A 17,124-nucleotide genomic window follows, 5' to 3' on the forward strand; every position below is an offset into this window, starting at 1 on the left:
GTGCCTGGACGCGCTGATGACGGCGCGCCCAATGAACCGTTCGCCAACCCGTTCGACAGGAAAAGACCCATGCTCTCCTTCATCCGCAACCTTCTTGGCGTAAAGACTGACCAGGCCGTGCAGGGCGCCGTGGAGGCGCTGGTGCGTTGGGATCCCAAATCCGCGACCGAGGCGGAGTTGCGGACGATGGAGCAGCATCTGGACGATCTGGGCCGTCAGGTCGCCGAGGCCCGCGCCGTTTATGACCGCGAGCAGCGCGAAGCCGACGCGATCAAGACGCTGTCGGCCCAGCGCATGGCCGCCGCCGAGCATCTGCAACGCCAGTTGGAGGGCGAAAGCGATCCGGCCCGTCAGGCGGCGCTGGGCAAGAGCCTGGAGACCATCGTCGCCATGCTGGAAGAAATGGCCCCCGACATCGAACGCGAAACCAAGGACGCGGTGGACGCCCTGCAATTCCTGGAAATGCTGGAAAAGAGCTACGCCGACGCCGGTTCCAAGCTGAAATCGGCCCGCGCCGAGCTGGTGCGCGCCCAGCGCGACATGGGCCGCGCCGAACAGCAGCGCGACATGGCCGAGCGTCAAGCCGAAGCCGCCCGCCGCGCCGCTGGTCTCGCCAGCACCACCAGCGGCCTGACCGTCGCCCTGAAGGCGATGCAGGACAGCGCCGCCAAGGATCTGGCGTCGGCCGAGGCCGCCAACGCCAAGGCCAAGCTGCTGACCCCGACCGCCCCGGAAAAGGACGATCCCAACATCGCCGCCGCCATGGCCGCCGCGTCCGGCAAACCCGCCGCGACCAGCCTGTCGGATCGTCTGGCCGCGCTGAAGGCCAAGGGCTGACGTCAAAGAAACGGGGTGCTTGGGCGTTCGCGCGCCCAAGCACCCTTTTTTTGCGCGCGATCCTTACGCCTTGGGGGCGGCTTTCGCCGTCCGGCGGACCGCCGCTTCGAAGGTCACGTCTTCGATCAGGCCGCTGGTCAACGACGACAGGGCCGATTTGAAGGTCGGCCAATGATTCATCCGCGCCGTGTCGGCCACCGCCGCCTTGCGGACGGTCAGGACCAGCCGTCGCCCGCCCTGGGGCGTGTCCTCGACCCGATCCGGCGTCAGTTCGCTCAGCAGCGGGGCGGGAACCTTGCCCTTCAGGGCGTGCAGCACCGCCGCCCACAGCGCGCTCACGTCGTCGGCGTCGGGCAGGGGGCCGAGATCGGCCAGCCCCGTCTCCACCGGGCCGACGGGGGCCACCTGATCGACGGAGCCGATGCGGCGGGCGCGGCGTCCGGCGCTGTGGCGTTCGCGCTCCAGATAGGTTTCGGCGGCCTCCTCCTCGTCCTTGGCGAGGAAATCGAGCGTCACCGCCTCCACCTTGCGGCCCTTCCGCTTCATCTTGTCGTCGGGCATCGTCACCCGGAAGGGGGCGAGCTGGTTCACCTCGGCGATGGCGCGGTCGATGGTGCGGGTGCGCAGGATGCCGAAATCCTTGTAGGCGCCCTCCGGCACGTTCAGCAGCTTGCGCAGCGTGTCGATGTCGAGTTCCAGCGAGGGGAAATCCATCTGGTAGCGCTGCATGCCGATCTCGTAGAGCTTCAACGCGTAGGTGCTGGTGACTTTGACCATCGCCGGACCGGACAGCTTGGCCCAGAGCTGGGAGGAGCGTTGGATCTCCAAAAAGGCGTCGGTGAATTGGAAATGGATGTCGGCGGCGTCGCTGTCCTCCTCCTCCTCCGGCCGGACGTAGCTGCTGAGGATGCGCAGTTCGGCGCGCGACCGCCGCCCGCGAAAGGGGCCGATGACGACGAGGCTGGAGTCGAAAATCTCCTTCAGCGCGTCGAATATCCGCTCGTTGCCCTTGTGGTTGCCGCGCACCACCCGTTTGGGCAGCCGGTAGAGCTTGTTGGCGAAATTCTGGCTGCCCGCCAGATGGATCATGAAATTCAACATCTTCTGCGCCGGAAGCGACAGCCGCGCGCCATTCGCCGGATAGCTGTAAACCGCCTCCGCCGCCTTGATGAGATGCTTGTAGCCGTCCCGCTCGAACGTCGCGCTCGCCACCCGCGCGGTCAGTCCGGCGGACGTCAGCGCCTCCTCGGACGGCAGAACCGCCAGACTTGGGACGGGCAAACTGGTCGGCGGCGGCGCGACGGCGGACGCCGGGCCGCCATCCACCGTCCCGTCGATGATCGCGCCGCCGCCGACCAGATCCTGGGGACCAAGAACGGCAAGGTCGCCCGACGGCGGAGCATCGCTCCCCACCGCGCCGCGCGCCTTCCTGCGTCCCGTCCCCGCCATGTGACATCCTCCGCCGCAATCGCCGGAGGCTAGATCAATCCTTACACCAAAAACAAGTAAGGAAAGGGTTGGCCGCGCAAATCCTCCGCACCCTTACCCCTTGGGGGAAACACCCTTACGCCCTGGGGCGTGGGGGAACCGCCCCCAAGCCGTAAGGTCCATTCCCCCAAGGGGTAAGGAAGAATCGCCCCGACTCGTGGATTCCCTTGGGCTTTTCGCGCCATGAATCCTTTTAGAACTGGAACAGACTCCGGGCCGTGAAAGCGCATGGCGCAAACAGCGCCGCAAAACGGGTCAGGGGCGGCTGGAAAAGCGCCCGATTGGCCGCACAGACCGCGAATCGGGCGATTCTTCCCTTACTCCTTGGGGGAAATCACCCGGCGGAACCCGTTGGAAAACCAATCCCATCCCGATCCTCCCACAATCCTTACTCCCTGGGGGCGCAAAACACCGCGATTTCGCCCCCAAGGGGTAAGGATTGAGTCCGTCGCAAATTCCCGAGTCGCCAACACCCCGCCATCAAGCCCTTCAAGACATGGAAAGCCCCCGAGCGGTAAGGAATGAAACGGATTCATCCTTACCCCTTGGGGGCGATTCAAACTCACATCAACCAAACGCCGCCAACATCCCCCAAGGAGTAAGGATCCCGACCCATTCCCTCAATGAGACGCCAGCAGAAACACCCCTTGGCTGAGATAGACGCTGGCCGTTCCCATCACCAGATAGCGACTCCAACGGCGAAACTGAACATCGCTGATCCGGTCCAGAACCCGACGCGACAGGTTCGTTCCAAGCAACGCCATGGCGATCGACAGCACGATCACCACGCTTTCCACCGTTTCACCGGGCGATCCCGCCACCATCGGAGCGAAGTAAGCGACCTTGATCGCGTGGCCAAACACCTGGGTCGTCGCCTTGGTCGCCACCACGCTTTGCCGAGTCATGGCGGAGCGGACGAAAAAAACATCCAGCAACGGGCCGGAAATCCCGGCGACCAACTGAACCCCCATGCAGGAAAAGCCCGCCAACCAGCCATGCGCGGGCTTTTGCACGTCCAGCGCCCAGCGTTGTGGAACCGCCAAAGCCAGAAAGGGCGTCAAACCCAGAATCAACAACGACACCCCCCGGTCTGGAATCGCGCCAAACAGGGCGAACAGCCCACCCGCAACCGCCGCTCCACCGGAAAAGCGCCCGACAATCCGCCACTCCACATGCTTGCGCCACAGCCACGCCCGCCAACCGTTCGAGGTGAATTGCGTGATTCCGTGCAGCAGCATGACCGACGGCACCGGCAGCAGGATGAGCAACAGGCCCATCAGCACCATGCCGCCCGCCATGCCGAACAGGCCCGACAAAAACGAGGTCACAAGCACGGTGAGGCCAAGCCCCATCATCAGTGGAAGCGTCAGCATGGCAACCCCTCAAACGACGTAAGGATGGATCAGAATCAGCGTTTCTGTTCCAGTCATCGCACGGGACAGGCTTGCCGAACAAACGGCATTGTTCGATGCTCAGCCTCAGGAAAAATTGGGGTCAAGTAAGGATAGCCGATGCGGAAACTGCCCTCGCTGAACGGCCTGCGCGCGTTTGAGGCCGCCGCCCGCCATGGCAGCTTCACCGGGGCGGCCAGCGAACTGCACGTCTCGCAAGCCGCCATCAGCCGGATGGTCAAGCTGTTGGAGGAGCGGATGGGCTTTCCCTTGTTTGAACGGCGGGCCAACGCCTTGACCCTGACCGAACGCGGGCGGGCGCTGCACCCGACGCTGACCGAGGCCTTCGACAGCGTCGCCCGCAAGATCGATCAGGTGTCAGCGATGCGCTCCGGGCCGGTGCTGACCGTCGGGTTGGGGGCGAGCTTCGCCGTCCGCTGGCTGATTCCCCGCCTGTCGCGCTTTCACATGGCCCACCCGGACATCGAGGTGCGGATCGCCACCGGCGGCGGCGGCGCACCGATGAGCGAAGAATGGACCTGCGCGGTTTTGTTGGGCGACGGCCATTGGCCGGGCCATGAGGCCGAGCATCTGTTTTCGTCCACCATGCAGCCGGTCTGCGCTCCGTCGCTGGCGCAAAGCCTGCGCGCCCCGGCGGATCTGCGCCGCGCCACCCTGCTGCATGTCAGCCATTGGCCCGATGATTGGCCCTTTTGGTTGAACGCCGCCGGGGTCGGGTCGCCCGACACCAACGGCCTGTCCTTTGGCAGCTACGCCATGACCTTGCAGGCGGCCATCGACGGGGTGGGGGTGGCCTTGGCCCCGCAGCCCTACATCATGGACGACATCGCGGCGGGGCGGCTGGCCGTTCCCTTTCCGCTGGCGGTGCCGATGCAACACGCGTGGTATCTGGTCTATCGCGGCTCCCGCCGCGAGGCGGCGGGCTTCGCCGCTTTCCGCGACTGGTTGTTCGCGCTCGCGGCGGGGGAGGCGGCGGGGGAGCGCGTCACCCCGGCAAATGCCCCAGCGGCAGCGCCGTGCGGTAGCGCACCTGTTTGAGCGCGAAGCTGGAGCGGATGCCAGCCACGCCGGGAATCCGTGTCAGATGCTCTTTCAAAAAACGCTCGTAGCTCGCCAGATCCGGGACGACGACGCGCAGCAGATAATCGGCGTCGCCGGACATCAGATAGCATTCCAGCACCTCGGGCCGCTCCATCACGGCGGCCTCGAAGGCGTCGATGCGCTCCTCAATCTGCCGATCCAGACCAACGCTGACGAAGATGTTGACCGGCAGATCGACGGACGCCGGATCGACCAGCGCCACATAGCGGCTGATGACGCCCGCCTCCTCCAACGCCTTGACCCGGCGCAGGCAGGGGGAGGGCGACAGGCCGACCTGATCGGCCAACTCGTTGTTGGGCTGACGACCATTCTCCTGCAACAGGGCCAGGATCTTGCGGTCGATGCGGTCGAGTTTAAGGTTTGGCATCCGCTGCTGTTTTTCCGGTTGAAACGACCGCCAATGCTAAAACAGCGCCGCCGCGCGCGCCACTTCGCAAACATCTGCCGGACCACAAATGATAGGCTTCACCAATCATAAGCCGCCTTTTTGTGGAGCGCAAAACCATGGCCGCGACGACAGAGACCCTGATTCCCGCCACCGACCTCGCCTGTCTGCGGGAGCTGGAGCGCAAGGTTCTCTGGCTCGCCTCCTGGACCATCCACAACGCTAACCACATCCGCCCGAACCAGGACGGGTTGAAGATCGGCGGGCATCAGGCGTCCTCCGCCTCGCTGGCGGCGATCATGACGGCGCTCTATTTCTCGGCGCTGCGGCCCGAGGACCGGGTGGCGGTCAAGCCGCACGCCAGCCCGAATTTCCACGCCATCCAGTATCTGTTGGGCAACCAGACCCGCGCGAAGCTGGAGAATTTCCGGGGCTACAAGGGCGCGCAATCCTACCCGTCGCGCACCAAGGATGTGGACGACGTCGATTTCTCCACCGGCTCGGTCGGGCTGGGGGTGGCGCAAACGCTGTTCGCTTCGCTGACCCAGGATTATTTGAAGGCCAAAAATCTCGCCCCGGATCTGCCCGAAGGGCGCATGGTGTCGCTGGTCGGCGACGCCGAAATGGACGAGGGCAACATTTTCGAGGCGTTGTTGGAAGGCTGGAAACACGGCCTGCGCAACACCTGGTGGATCGTCGATTACAACCGCCAGAGCCTGGACGCGGTGATCCGCGAAGGGCTGTGGGAGCGGTTGGAGAACATCTTCCGCGCCTTTGGCTGGGACGTGGTGATCCTGAAATACGGCGCGCTGATGCAGGCGGCGTTCCAGGAACCGGGCGGCGAGCGGCTGCGCGACTGGATCGACACCTGCCCGAATCAGCTCTATTCGGCGCTGACCTATCAGGGCGGCGCGGCGTGGCGGCGGCGCCTGATGGATGATCTGGGCGACCAGGGGCCGGTGACGGCCTTGATCGAGCGGCGCGACGACGCGGAGTTGGCCCGGCTGATGGGCAATTTGGGCGGCCATGATCTGCCCTCCCTGCTCGACGCCTTCCACGCGGCCCGCACGCACGACCGCCCGGTCTGCTTCATCGCCTACACCATCAAGGGGGCGGGGCTGCCGCTGGCCGGTCACAAGGACAATCATTCCGGCCTGTTGACGCCCGCCCAAATGGACGGTTTCCGCGCCGCCTGCAACATCCGCCCCGGCCAGGAGTGGGAGCCGTTCGAGGGGCTGGATCTGCCGGACGCGACGCTCGAATCCTTTCTGGCGCGCGTGCCCTTCGCCCAGAAAGGGCGGCGGCGCTACAGCGCGGCGGCGGTTCCGGTTCCGGCGACCCTGCCGGTTCCCAGCCAGAAAAGCCTGTCCACACAAGCCGCCTTCGGCCTGATTCTGAACGAGGTGGGGCGCGAGCGGTCGGAACTGGCCAACCGGATCGTGACGACCGCCCCCGACGTCACCGTCTCCACCAACCTCGGCGCCTGGGTCAACCGGCGCGGCCTGTTCGCCAAGCGCGAGATGGCCGATGTGTTCAAGAAGGAACGCATCCCCTCGACCTACAATTGGGAGTTCTCGCCCAAGGGCCAGCACATGGAGCTGGGCATCGCCGAGTCCAACCTGTTCATCATGCTGTCGGCGCTGGGCCTGTCGCATTCGTTGTTTGGCGAGCGGCTGTTGCCCATCGGCACGGTCTACGACCCCTTCATCATGCGCGGGGCCGATCAGTTGAACTACGCCTGTTACCAGGACGCGCGGTTCCTGCTGGTGGCGACGCCGTCGGGGGTGACGTTGGCGCCGGAAGGCGGCGCGCACCAATCCATCGCCACCCCGCTGGTGGGGATGGCGCAGGATGGCCTGGCCTATTTTGAACCGGCCTTCGCCGACGAGCTGGCGGTGGTGATGCGCTGGGCCTTCGACTACATGCAGCGCGACGGCGGCAAGGACGGAACGGAGCCGGACGAACGCAATTGGCTGCGCGACGAAACCGGCGGGGCGGTCTATCTGCGCCTGTCCTCGCGCGCGTTGGAGCAGCCGACGCGGACCATGGACGAGGGGCTGGCGCGCGACGTCGTCGATGGCGGCTATTGGCTGCGCCGTCCGGGGCCGAACGCCCAGGTCGTCATCGCCTACACCGGAGCCATCGCCCCCGAAGCCATCGAGGCGGTCGGGCTTCTGGGGGAGGATCGGCGGGACATCGGCTTGCTGGCCGTCACCTCCGCCGACCGTCTGCACGCGGGTTGGAGCGCGGCGCAGCGGGCGCGGGAGCGGGGCTTGAGCCACGCCCGTTCGCACATCGAACGTCTGCTCGACGGGCTGCCGCCCCATTGCGCCCTGGTGACGGTGGCCGACGGCCACCCGGCGACGCTGGGCTGGCTTGGTTCGGTCGCCGGGCATCGCACGCGGGCGTTGGGGGTGGAGCATTTCGGCCAGACCGGCACACTGGCCGATCTGTACCGCCATTTCGGCATCGACGCCCAGGCCATCGCCCGGTCGGCGGAAGCGCTGTCGCCGGGCCGCCCGGTGCGGCATCTGCGCGCTGTGGCTTTGTGACGAATTTGTTGCAAGGACCGGGCGGGGCAAGCTTCCGCTTCACCCCGCCGGTCAAAAATGCGAGCATGCCCGGTGTTCCGTCGCCTGAGATGCTTGATGAGCCAACCGTTGCACGCCCTTGTCGTTGACGACCAGCCGGTGAACCGCCTGCTGGCCAGCCGCATGCTGGACAAGCTGGGCTGGACCGTCGCCCAGGTGGACAGCGGCCCGGCGGCCTTGGACTGGCTGGCGGCCAACCCGGCGGCCCTCATCATGCTGGACATCAGCATGCCGGTCATGTCGGGCAAGGAGGTCTGCCAGCGTGTCCGCGCCGAAGGGCTGGGCGGGCCGGGAATCCGCATCGTCGCCTACACCGCCCATGGCCAGCCGGAGGAGCGGGCGGAGTTCCTGTCCATCGGTTTCGACGCCGTGCTGGTCAAGCCGATCAGCCGCGACAGCGTGGTAAAGGTTCTGACCGCGCTTGCGCTGCCCGCGTCGGCGGTTGGGACGGGGGTGGCGTGAGCGGTGCGGCGCTGGATCGCGGCCTGTTTCGCGTTTTCGATGGTCTCGACACCCCGATTTGGGTGTTCGACCTCGACCGACCGGGCATTTGGGACGCCAACCGGGCGGCCATGCGCCTGTGGGCGGCGACCGACCGGGCGGAGCTGATCGCCCGTGACTTCTCGGCGATGTCGGCCTCGACGGTCACGCGGCTGAACGGCTACGCCGTCGCCTTCCGGGAAGGCAGGACGGTTGAGGAAAATTGGACTTTTTACCCGAAAGACGGGCCGGTTTCGGTGCGCTGCGTCCTCAAGGGCGTCACCATCGACGGCGGGCGCCTGGCGATGCAGGTGGAAGCCCAGCGGATGCCGAGCGACGCCATCGACCACCAGTCGCTCCGCATGGTCGAGGCGCTGCGCCACACCAGCCTTCTGGTGTCGGTCTATGGCATGGACGGGGCGGCGATCCTGCGCAACCCGGCGGCGGTCCGCGCCTATGGCGATCCCCAGCGCTCGACCGGCGGACCGGAGCGGATGGCGGCGGTGGGGGCCGACGACGCCGAGGCGATCATCGCGGCGGTGGCCTCGGGCGACGCGCCGGGCTTCACCGGCGAGGCTCTGGCCCACACCGTCGCCGGGCCGCGCCGCCACGCCATCGACATCCGCCGCACCCACGATCCGGTGACGGGCGCGCCGATCCTGCTGGTGTCCGAACGCGACATCACCGACCGCTGGGAGGCGGAGCAGGATCTCGCCCGGCTCTATGAGGAGCAGCGGCAAATTCTGGAATCGGTGCCGGAGGGCATTTGCCGTCTGGACCGGCACGGCGCGGTGACGGTGATGAACCGCGCCGCAGCCGCGCTGTTGGACGTGACCATCGACGCGGCTTTGGGTCAACCCTTTCTGGTCCTGGCCGGGATGACGGCGGATCCGGCGGCGGCCGGCCTGCTGCCCGGCCCGGTCAGCGGCGTCTTTCATTTCCGCACGCGCACGGGGCGGGAGATTCCGGTCCAATGCGTCTCCGCGCCTTTGAGCGAAGGGGGCAGCGGCACGGTTCTGTGCTTCCACGATCTGTCAGAACGGCTGGCCAACGAACAGGCGCTGCGTCAGGCCAAGGAGCGGGCCGAGGCGGGCGAACGGGCGAAGATGGAATTTCTGGCGACGATGAGCCACGAAATCCGCACCCCGATGAACGGCGTTCTCGGCATGGCCAGCCTGCTGCTCGACACCGGCCTGAACGACGAACAGCTCTACTTCACCCGCACCATCCGCGAATCCGCCGAAGCGCTGCTGACCATCATCAACGACATTCTGGATTTCTCCAAGCTGGAGGCCGGGCGGCTCGATCTGGAGGAAACGGAGTTCGACGTCGCCGCCCTGGTGGACAGCGTGATCGACATCCTCAACCCGCGCGCCGAGGCCAAGGGGCTGGCCTTCAGCGCCCAGATCACGCCCGGCGTTCCGGTGCTGGCGCGCGGCGATCCGGGGCGGTTGCGGCAAATTCTGGTCAATCTGGTGGGCAACGCCGTCAAATTCACCGCCAAGGGCCGCATTTCCCTGACCGTGGAGCGGGCGCCGGATCCGGGCGGCTTTGGGCCAACCGGGCCGACCGGCGCGGCGCGGCTGCGCTTTTCCGTCAGCGACACCGGCATCGGCATCGCGCCGCAGGCCCAAGCCCGGCTGTTCTCCATGTTCACGCAGGTGGACGCCTCCATGGCCCGGCGCTATGGCGGCAGCGGCTTGGGGCTGGCGATCTGCAAGCGGCTGATCGCCATCATGGGCGGCGACATCGGCGTGACCAGCGCGGTGGGCGAGGGCAGCGTCTTTTGGGTCGAAGCCCCCTTCGCCATCGCCGCCGACGGCGCGCGGCCAGGGCTGGCGGCGCTGAACGGCGCCCGCGTTCTGGTCGTCGATGATCTGGGCGTGACGGGCGAGAGCGTGCGGCGCCAGCTTGCCCCCTGGGGGTGGAGACGGTGGCCTGCCCGGCGGCGGGCGACGCGCTCGACCGACTGCGCGCGGCCAAGGCGGCGGGGCGCCCCTTCCGCGCGGCGATCCTCGACCAGTCGCGGGCCGAGGCGGGCGGCGAGGGGAGCGGGTCCGCGACGGCCCACGCCATCCGCGCCCGCTTCGCGGCGGCGGAACTGCCCATTTTGCTGATTTCCCCGGTCGGCTTCGCCTTGCAGCGTGGAGCGGCGACCGCCGCCGGGGTGGATTCGGTGCTGGCCAAGCCGGTGCGGCAGAGCCTGCTGCTCGACCATCTGGCCCGCCTGTTGGGGGCGGGGGCGGCCCGACGCAGGCCCGCCCGCCGGTCAAGCCGCCGCCGCCCGCCGCCCGCAAGATGCGGTTGTTGTTGGCCGAGGACAACCCGGTCAACCAGCAGGTCGCCGTTCTTCTGCTGCGCAAGCAGGGCCACAGCGTGGACGTCGCGGGCGACGGGCGCGAGGCGGTCGACGCGGTGCGCGACACGCCGATTCCCTATGATCTGGTGCTGATGGACGTGCAGATGCCGGAGATGGACGGGCTGGAGGCCACCGCCGCCATCCGCGCCCTGCCCGGCGACCGCCGCCGCGTCATCATCATCGCCATGACCGCCAACGCCATGCAGGGCGATTCCGACATCTGCCTGAAAGCGGGCATGAACGACTACATCGCCAAGCCGGTGACGCCGGACAAGCTGGCGAGCGTCCTGGCGAACTGGAGCCAACGCGCGGCGCCCGCCCTTCCCCTCCCGCCGGAACCACCGCCGACGAACCCGACGGACGAGGCGCTTCCCCTGTTCGACGAGGAGGCGCGGGCGGAGCTGCGCGACGCGCTGGACGAGGACGGGTTGCGGGAGCTGGAGCGGGTGTTTCTGGACCACGCGCCCGACCAGATGCGCGCCATCGCCGACACCCGCGACCCGGCGCAACTCGCCACGCTGGCGCACAGCGTGAAGGGTGGCTCGGCCAATCTGGGCCTGACGGCGGTGCGGGCCGCCGCCCTGGCGCTGGAACAGGCGGCGCGCGCGCAGGCCCCGGCGGCGGAGCTGGATCGTCGGGTCGCCGATCTGGCCGACCGCTTCGCCCAAACCGTCGCGGCGCTTGAAAGGAATTTTGTGTAAAATTCATCTTACACATATTGAATTTGTTAAATAAGATCAAGCGAGGTTCGCCCTCACGCTGCGTTGCAACATGTTCGCAGAAGCCTCGGCGGGGCGCGCTGTGATAAGCAGGCGGGCAGGGGTGGAACGGAACCGGCGGGCGTCCGTTCATCCAGGGTTCAGGCTTGGGCGGGCAGGGTCCGCCGGGCAATCACGGAAGCGGCGTCATGTCGAACGAAAAGGAATCGGTCGCTCTCACCTCGATGGTGGCGAGCGCCGCGATGACGATTGGCAAGCTGATCGTCGGCTTCTCCACCGGCAGCCTCGGCATTCTGTCGGAGGGCGTGCACAGCCTGCTGGATTTCGTCGCCACGGCGTTGACCTACGCCGCCGTGCGGGTCAGCGACACGCCGCCGGACGACGGCCACCCCTATGGCCATGGCAAGGTGGAAGGCGTCGCGGCGCTCGCCGAAACGGCGCTTCTGTTCCTGACCAGCGCCTGGATCCTGTTTGAAGCCGCCCAACGGCTGCTGGCCGATCATGTCGAGGTCGAAGCGACCTGGTGGGCGGTCGGCGTCATCGTCGCGTCCATCGTCATTGATTTCTTCCGGGCGCGGGAATTGTCGCGGGTCGCCAAGGAAACCAAAAGCCAAGCGCTGGAGGCCGACGCGCTGCATTTCTCCTCCGACATCCTCAGCTCCTCGGTGGTGCTGGTCGGGTTGGGGCTGGTCTGGCTTGGCTACCCCAAGGGCGATCCGCTGGCCGCCATCGGCGTCGCGCTGTTCGTCTGTCTGGCGGGCTACCGTCTGGGGCGGCGGACCATCGACACGCTGATCGACGCCGCCCCGGTCGGCGTGGCCGACCGCGTGTCCGCGCTGGTCGCCGCCGTTCCCGGCGTGGCGGCGGTGCGCGGCGTGCGGGTGCGTCCGGGCGGCAGCACGCTGTTCGTCGATCTCGACATCGCCGTCAGCCGCCTGTTGCCGCCGGGCCGCGTCGCCACAGTGGTCGAGGACGTCTCCAACGCCATCCGCGCCGAAATGTCGGAGGCCGAGGTTCGGGTCGGCACGCAATCTCTGGCGCTGGACGACGAAACCATTCTGGAGCGGGTCGGGGCGGTCGCCGGGCATCTTGGGCAGGCGGTCCATCACGTCACCGTCCAGCGGGTGGGGGAGGCGCTGTCCGTCGCCTATGATCTGGAGGTGGACGGCGATTGGCCGCTGAACCGCGCGCACGGCGTGGCGACCGCGCTGGAGGGCGCCATCCGTTCCGAGTTGGGCGACAGCGTGGAGGTCGAAACCCACATCGAACCGCGCTCCGGCCATCCCGTGCGCAGCCAGGAGGTTGATTCGGCCACCGTCGCGTCGATCCAGGCGGCTCTGTCCAGCGCCATCGCCGGGCATGACGGGTTGCTCGACATCCATTCCCTGCGCGTGCGCGAGGCGGACGGGCGGCTCTACGTCGTCTTCCACTGCCACGCCGACCCGCAGATGCCGGTGTTCCAGGCCCATGAGGCGATTGACCGGGTGGAGCGGCGGGTGCGCGGCGCCTGGCCGTCGATCCTGCGCATCGTCGGCCACATCGAACCAGCGCACGACAAGGGGTCTGAGTAGCAACGGAACAGAAAGTCCGATTGGGCGAGGATGGCTGTACGAAAACCTCCGGCAGAGAGGTTTTCGTACAGCCGATCAATCCGACAGGGATTCCCGGCTAGAATTTGAGAGGCTTGAGTCCGAGGACGATCCGACTTCTAACACCTGTCGGAAAACGTGTGTTTTCCGACATTCTGCGTCAATGCTTGCTTTGCAGGTTTGCCAGAAAATCCTTCGGGTTTGGCTCGCAATTATCTATAATGTTCGATACGCGAGTGATGACATCCACACAGCCTAAAACAAAGTCATCGCCCACTTCAATTAAAGTCATAACTTCTGATACATCCCCCTCATTAAAGAACCTTTCGGCTTTGTCCTTAATATTGAATGGAACGCTGTCTTTGCGAGCAAGCAGCTTGTCATAACTACTACCCTTGCCATGCTTTAAGACATTTATAGCGTTTCTGTAGTCTAAAAATGTTTGTTTTAGATCGTTCTCGCCATAATGACTTAAGATTATCTCTGCATCTTGGAATGCGAATCCATCTTCTTTTCCAAAAGTATCCTGTAGCATCGCTTCATATGTCGAAAAAACTCCAACCGCAATAAATGCTCTCTGCATATTCATCATTTGTAGACCGATAACGAGACTTGTATCTGATCTACCGTTATTAAGTGCGGTATTTATATTACACTCTGCTTCCCTGATGTTGGAGAGAGCATAATTTATGGCGTGGCCAGCTAACATTTTGAATGCATGCATTGTTAATCTCCATTCTATATCTGTTGGGAGGGAGCTGGCAAGGCCTCCAAGAGCGTAGTTAGTTAACAGTACGGAAACCGCAGGAGATAGGTTTTCCGTGAGCCGACCCCGCCCAATCGGACTTTCTGTTCCGCTGCTACTTAGCCCCGGACAACAAACCCGCCGCCGTGTGAGCGGGGGCGGCCCGCCGCCCTCATTCCCCGTCGCGCGCCATCGGCAGGCGCAGGCGGGCGCGCAGGCCGCCCAGGGGGGAATCCTCCAAAGTCAGGTCGCCGCCATAGAGCCGGGCCAGATCATGGACCACGGTCAGGCCAAGCCCGGTTCCCGGCACGCTTTCGTCCAGCCGCACGCCGGGCATCAGAACGGCCTCGCGCCGGTCGGCGGGCAGGCCCGGCCCGTCATCGTCCACCGTCAGGATCAGCCAGCCGGGCGCGTCGTCCAGGCGCGAGGCGATGGCCACCCGGCGGCGCGCCCAGGCGCAGGCGTTGTCCACCAGATTGCCCAGCATCTCGTCGAGATCCTCGCGCTCCCCGGCGAAGGAATGATCCGCCGCGCTGTCGGCGACGATGTCCAACGCGCGGTCGGCGTGCAGCTTGCGCATCACCCGCGCCAGCGCCGCCACGCGGTCGGCCACCGGGGCGCTGAGGCCGGGAATCCCGCGCGAGGCCGCCGCGCGGGCGCGGGCCATGTGATGGTCGATGTGGCGGCGCATCACCTCCACCCGCTCCACCATGGCGGCGCCGATCCGGCCCGGCCCGTCTTGGCCGTTCTGGGAATCGAGCAAGCGCGCCTCGTTCGCCAGCATGGCGAGGTTGGTTTTCAGCGCGTGGGCCAGATTGCCGGCCTGAAGCCGCCCGCGCCCGACGCTGTCCTCGGCGTGGGCCAGCAGGGCGTTGAGGTCGTCGACCAGTGGCATGATTTCGCTGGGCATCGCTTCGGTGAAGCGCTTTTGCCGACCGGCGCGCACGGCGTTCAAGCCGCTGCGCAGGCGCGACAGCGGGCGCAGGCCGATCTGCACCTGGATCACCGCCGCCGCGATCAACGCCAGGGCCAACACCCCCAGCGACAGGGTCAGCGTCCGGTTGAAGGAATCCATCACCCGGCCCATCTCGGCCCGGTCGGCGGCGATGGCGATGCGGAACGGGGCGTCGGGCCGTTCGGGCAGCGCGACCGAGCGCTCCATCACGCTCAACGTCTGGCCCGCCGGGCCGCTGACGATGTGGCGGTGGAGGGCGCTTGGCTCCACGGCGTCGGCGGGCAGGGCCAGCACGCTGTCCCACAAGGACCGGGAGCTGAGGATGGTTTCGCCCGGTCCGCCGATCTGCCAATACAGCCCCGACAGCGGGCGGCGGAAACGCGGGTCGCTCAAGGGCTGCCGCAAGGCGGGCTGGCCCTGGTCGTTCAGCTCCAGCGAGGCCGCCAACTGCTCCAGATGATTGAGCATCTCGTCCTGGAAACGCTGGTGGATGCGGTCCTGGAACAGGCCGGACAGGACGAATCCGGCGATGGTCAACGCCAGCGTGATCCAGACGGCGGCCCCGGCCAGCAGGCGGAAGCGCAGGGAATCCGGCCACCAGCGGACGCGGCGCAAGCGCCCGATCATGCGCCCGATCATGCCTCATCCAACCGATAGCCGAGGCCGCGCACGGTTTTGATGAGATCGGCCCCGATCTTGCGGCGCAGACGCCCGACGAACACCTCCACCGTGTTGGAATCGCGGTCGAAATCCTGGGCGTAGACATGCTCGATCAATTCGCTGCGCGACACCACCTGCCCCTTGCGGTGCATCAGATAGGACAGCACGCGGTATTCAAAGGCGGTCAGCTCCACCGGCTCGCCCGCGACCGTCACCCGCCCGCTGCGGGTGTCGAGCACGACCGGGCCGCAGGCGATGTCGGCGGCGGCGTGGCCCTTGGCCCGGCGGATCAGGGCGCGGATGCGGGCCAACAACTCTTCCATGCTGAAGGGTTTGGCGAGGTAATCATCGGCCCCGGCGTCGATGCCCTGGACCTTTTCATGCCAGGAGCCGCGCGCCGTCAAGATCAGCACCGGGACCGTCACCCCGCCGCGCCGCCAGCTCCGCAACACCGACAGCCCGTCGATCTTCGGCAGGCCAAGGTCGAGGATGACGGCGTCGTAGGGTTCGGTTTCGCCGAGAAACTGCCCCTCCTCGCCATCCCCGGCGCAATCGACCGCGTAGCCGTCGGCCTCCAACCGCTGGGTCAGTTGACGGGCCAGATCCGCCGTGTCTTCGACGATCAGCACGCGCATGGCTCACCTCTGTTCTTCGTTGTGGCGTTTGTTGCGTCCCTTCACATGGACCAGCGCGCCGGTGGCGGCGTCATACTCCAGCTTCAGGATGCGGCCATCCACCGCCATCAGCTTCAGCTCGTAGCGCAGGCCCGCCCGCTCATCCTCCAACTCGACGTCGAGAACCTCGCCGCCGAAATCGGCCTTGGCCTTGGCGACGATCTGCTCCAACGGCAGGATCCGCCCCGCTCGCAGCGCCTCGCGCGCGCGGCTGTGGTCGTCCGTTTCAGCGGACGCGGGGGCCGCCGCCGCGACAAGAAGAATGGCGGCGATATGGGCAAGGCGGGGGAACGGCATGGACACCTCAGGCTCGCTCGCGAGTTTCGCTCGCCGGTCCAGGAAAGGGAAGTCAGCCTAACGCCGCAACCCTGAACCGGCGCTGAACAACGGTTGATTGGCGGATGATCGGCGGAAACGGCCTGAACCGAGAATGAACGGCCCGTTCAGCATCGCCTCAGCCCCAACGGCGCACTGTGCGGTTCATCGGACGGATCGTCGTCCGTTTCCCACGCTGGAGCGTTGTCATGTTGAAGACCTCTTTGTTCGCCGCCGCCACGCTGTTGACCCTCGCCGCCGTCGCCCCGGTTCAGGCGGGCGAGCGTCACCGCGACCAGGACCGCCACGCCGCCTTTCAGCCCAGCGCCCCCCAGCCGATCGCCGAGGTGGTGAAGGCGGGCGGCGGCACGGTCAGCGGCGCGGTTCAATCGGTGGCCGCGACCTGGTTCACCGTGACCGATGGGCGCGACGCCATCACGGTCGCCAATCGCGGCTTTCTGCCCGAGGGCATCGAGACCGGCGCGCCGATCACCGTGGTCGGCGGCGTTCACCAGGGCGCGATCCACGCCGCGCAGATCATCCGCGACGACGGAACCAGCTTTGGCCGCGACGCGCTGCGGGGCCGGGGCGAGCGCAAGCATGACGATGATTGACCGCAACGCCTCTCTCGGCCTCCGGAGCCTGCGCCATGTTGAAAAAAATGATGCTTCACACGCTGCTCGCCGCGCTGCTGCTGGGCGCGGCGGCGGCGGCCTATCAGGCGGCGGCCTATCCGGGGGGCCTGTCCGGCCTGTGGAGCGCCGCCCGCGACCAGCATGACGATTGACGTCCCCCCAGTTCTTTCACGGAGCCG

The 17,124-nt window shown here is 66.6% G+C and carries 16 protein-coding genes; 9 read left to right on the forward strand and 7 right to left on the reverse strand.

What is annotated here, in order from left to right:
* Positions 1-69 precede the first annotated feature (69 nt).
* On the forward strand, positions 70-837 hold the full coding sequence (locus tag D3877_RS23815; protein WP_119833301.1) for a DNA repair protein RecN: 768 nt from the start codon (positions 70-72) through the stop codon (positions 835-837).
* Between the two features lie 63 nt (positions 838-900).
* On the opposite strand, the gene D3877_RS23820 is transcribed toward D3877_RS23815, so the two are convergent.
* Both D3877_RS23820 and D3877_RS23825 read right to left on the reverse strand, forming a co-directional pair.
* The gene (locus D3877_RS23820; protein WP_119833302.1) at positions 901-2,286 is read right to left on the reverse strand and encodes a replication initiation protein; all 1,386 of its coding nucleotides are present in this window, start codon (positions 2,284-2,286) and stop codon (positions 901-903) included.
* A gap of 659 nt (positions 2,287-2,945) precedes the next feature.
* Positions 2,946-3,698, reverse strand: a complete 753-nt coding sequence (locus D3877_RS23825; RefSeq protein WP_119833303.1) for a sulfite exporter TauE/SafE family protein — start codon at positions 3,696-3,698, stop codon at positions 2,946-2,948.
* A gap of 138 nt (positions 3,699-3,836) precedes the next feature.
* On the opposite strand from D3877_RS23825, the gene gcvA reads away from it, so the two are divergent.
* Positions 3,837-4,775, forward strand: a complete 939-nt coding sequence (gene gcvA, locus D3877_RS23830) for a transcriptional regulator GcvA (RefSeq protein WP_119833304.1) — start codon at positions 3,837-3,839, stop codon at positions 4,773-4,775.
* Here the strand turns inward: gcvA and D3877_RS23835 are convergent.
* Positions 4,723-5,205, reverse strand: a complete 483-nt coding sequence (locus D3877_RS23835) for an Lrp/AsnC family transcriptional regulator (RefSeq protein WP_119833305.1) — start codon at positions 5,203-5,205, stop codon at positions 4,723-4,725. The two genes, gcvA and D3877_RS23835, sit on opposite strands and share 53 nt — an antisense overlap.
* Positions 5,206-5,342: 137 nt before the next feature.
* Between D3877_RS23835 and D3877_RS23840 the strand changes: the two genes are divergently transcribed.
* The 5 genes from D3877_RS23840 to D3877_RS23860 all read left to right on the forward strand — a co-directional run bounded on the left by D3877_RS23840 (position 5,343) and on the right by D3877_RS23860 (position 12,943).
* Positions 5,343-7,775 carry a transketolase-like TK C-terminal-containing protein gene (locus D3877_RS23840; protein WP_119833601.1) on the forward strand — a complete coding sequence of 811 codons (2,433 nt, stop codon included), beginning with the start codon at positions 5,343-5,345 and terminating at the stop codon, positions 7,773-7,775.
* A 96-nt stretch (positions 7,776-7,871) separates the two neighbouring features.
* On the forward strand, positions 7,872-8,276 hold the full coding sequence (locus D3877_RS23845) for a response regulator (RefSeq protein WP_119833306.1): 405 nt from the start codon (positions 7,872-7,874) through the stop codon (positions 8,274-8,276).
* On the forward strand, positions 8,273-10,411 hold the full coding sequence (locus D3877_RS23850) for a PAS domain-containing hybrid sensor histidine kinase/response regulator (protein ID WP_119833307.1): 2,139 nt from the start codon (positions 8,273-8,275) through the stop codon (positions 10,409-10,411). The genes D3877_RS23845 and D3877_RS23850 overlap by 4 nt, the downstream gene beginning before the upstream one ends.
* A gap of 181 nt (positions 10,412-10,592) precedes the next feature.
* Entirely contained in the window at positions 10,593-11,354 is a 762-nt protein-coding gene (locus D3877_RS23855; RefSeq protein ID WP_119833308.1) for a response regulator, read from the forward strand.
* 206 nt (positions 11,355-11,560) lie between these two features.
* Positions 11,561-12,943, forward strand: a complete 1,383-nt coding sequence (locus D3877_RS23860) for a cation-efflux pump (RefSeq protein WP_119833602.1) — start codon at positions 11,561-11,563, stop codon at positions 12,941-12,943.
* Between the two features lie 178 nt (positions 12,944-13,121).
* Here the strand turns inward: D3877_RS23860 and D3877_RS29595 are convergent, their stop codons facing one another.
* The 4 genes from D3877_RS29595 to D3877_RS23875 form a co-directional block, all read right to left on the reverse strand.
* Positions 13,122-13,685: a hypothetical protein gene (locus D3877_RS29595; RefSeq protein ID WP_147395274.1), complete on the reverse strand. Its 564-nt coding sequence runs from the start codon at positions 13,683-13,685 to the stop codon at positions 13,122-13,124.
* Between the two features lie 193 nt (positions 13,686-13,878).
* The gene (locus D3877_RS23865) at positions 13,879-15,300 is read right to left on the reverse strand and encodes a sensor histidine kinase (RefSeq protein ID WP_119833309.1); all 1,422 of its coding nucleotides are present in this window, start codon (positions 15,298-15,300) and stop codon (positions 13,879-13,881) included.
* The gene (locus tag D3877_RS23870) at positions 15,297-15,956 is read right to left on the reverse strand and encodes a response regulator (protein WP_119833310.1); all 660 of its coding nucleotides are present in this window, start codon (positions 15,954-15,956) and stop codon (positions 15,297-15,299) included. Before D3877_RS23870 ends, D3877_RS23865 begins: the two co-directional genes overlap by 4 nt.
* A 3-nt stretch (positions 15,957-15,959) precedes the next feature.
* On the reverse strand, positions 15,960-16,292 hold the full coding sequence (locus D3877_RS23875) for a PepSY domain-containing protein (protein WP_119833311.1): 333 nt from the start codon (positions 16,290-16,292) through the stop codon (positions 15,960-15,962).
* A 227-nt stretch (positions 16,293-16,519) separates the two neighbouring features.
* On the opposite strand from D3877_RS23875, the gene D3877_RS23880 reads away from it, so the two are divergent.
* Entirely contained in the window at positions 16,520-16,924 is a 405-nt protein-coding gene (locus tag D3877_RS23880) for a hypothetical protein (RefSeq protein WP_147395275.1), read from the forward strand.
* Positions 16,925-16,959: 35 nt separating this feature from the next.
* The gene (locus D3877_RS29990) at positions 16,960-17,097 is read left to right on the forward strand and encodes a hypothetical protein (RefSeq protein ID WP_158599985.1); all 138 of its coding nucleotides are present in this window, start codon (positions 16,960-16,962) and stop codon (positions 17,095-17,097) included.
* Positions 17,098-17,124 lie beyond the last annotated feature (27 nt).

This window comes from Azospirillum cavernae (assembly GCF_003590795.1).
Classification (GTDB): Bacteria; Pseudomonadota; Alphaproteobacteria; order Azospirillales; family Azospirillaceae; genus Azospirillum; species Azospirillum cavernae.

What these genes read in the sequence shown, in the direction of transcription:
- D3877_RS23815 (WP_119833301.1), top strand. Translation starts at nt 70, where the DNA reads ATGCTCTCCTTCATCCGCAACCTTCTTGGCGTAAAGACTGACCAGGCC.
- D3877_RS23820 (WP_119833302.1), bottom strand. Translation starts at nt 2,286, where the DNA reads ATGGCGGGGACGGGACGCAGGAAGGCGCGCGGCGCGGTGGGGAGCGAT.
- D3877_RS23825 (WP_119833303.1), bottom strand. Translation starts at nt 3,698, where the DNA reads ATGCTGACGCTTCCACTGATGATGGGGCTTGGCCTCACCGTGCTTGTG.
- gcvA (WP_119833304.1), top strand. Translation starts at nt 3,837, where the DNA reads ATGCGGAAACTGCCCTCGCTGAACGGCCTGCGCGCGTTTGAGGCCGCC.
- D3877_RS23835 (WP_119833305.1), bottom strand. Translation starts at nt 5,205, where the DNA reads ATGCCAAACCTTAAACTCGACCGCATCGACCGCAAGATCCTGGCCCTG.
- D3877_RS23840 (WP_119833601.1), top strand. Translation starts at nt 5,343, where the DNA reads ATGGCCGCGACGACAGAGACCCTGATTCCCGCCACCGACCTCGCCTGT.
- D3877_RS23845 (WP_119833306.1), top strand. Translation starts at nt 7,872, where the DNA reads ATGAGCCAACCGTTGCACGCCCTTGTCGTTGACGACCAGCCGGTGAAC.
- D3877_RS23855 (WP_119833308.1), top strand. Translation starts at nt 10,593, where the DNA reads ATGCGGTTGTTGTTGGCCGAGGACAACCCGGTCAACCAGCAGGTCGCC.
- D3877_RS23860 (WP_119833602.1), top strand. Translation starts at nt 11,561, where the DNA reads ATGTCGAACGAAAAGGAATCGGTCGCTCTCACCTCGATGGTGGCGAGC.
- D3877_RS29595 (WP_147395274.1), bottom strand. Translation starts at nt 13,685, where the DNA reads ATGCATGCATTCAAAATGTTAGCTGGCCACGCCATAAATTATGCTCTC.
- D3877_RS23865 (WP_119833309.1), bottom strand. Translation starts at nt 15,300, where the DNA reads ATGATCGGGCGCATGATCGGGCGCTTGCGCCGCGTCCGCTGGTGGCCG.
- D3877_RS23870 (WP_119833310.1), bottom strand. Translation starts at nt 15,956, where the DNA reads ATGCGCGTGCTGATCGTCGAAGACACGGCGGATCTGGCCCGTCAACTG.
- D3877_RS23875 (WP_119833311.1), bottom strand. Translation starts at nt 16,292, where the DNA reads ATGCCGTTCCCCCGCCTTGCCCATATCGCCGCCATTCTTCTTGTCGCG.
- D3877_RS23880 (WP_147395275.1), top strand. Translation starts at nt 16,520, where the DNA reads ATGTTGAAGACCTCTTTGTTCGCCGCCGCCACGCTGTTGACCCTCGCC.
- D3877_RS29990 (WP_158599985.1), top strand. Translation starts at nt 16,960, where the DNA reads ATGTTGAAAAAAATGATGCTTCACACGCTGCTCGCCGCGCTGCTGCTG.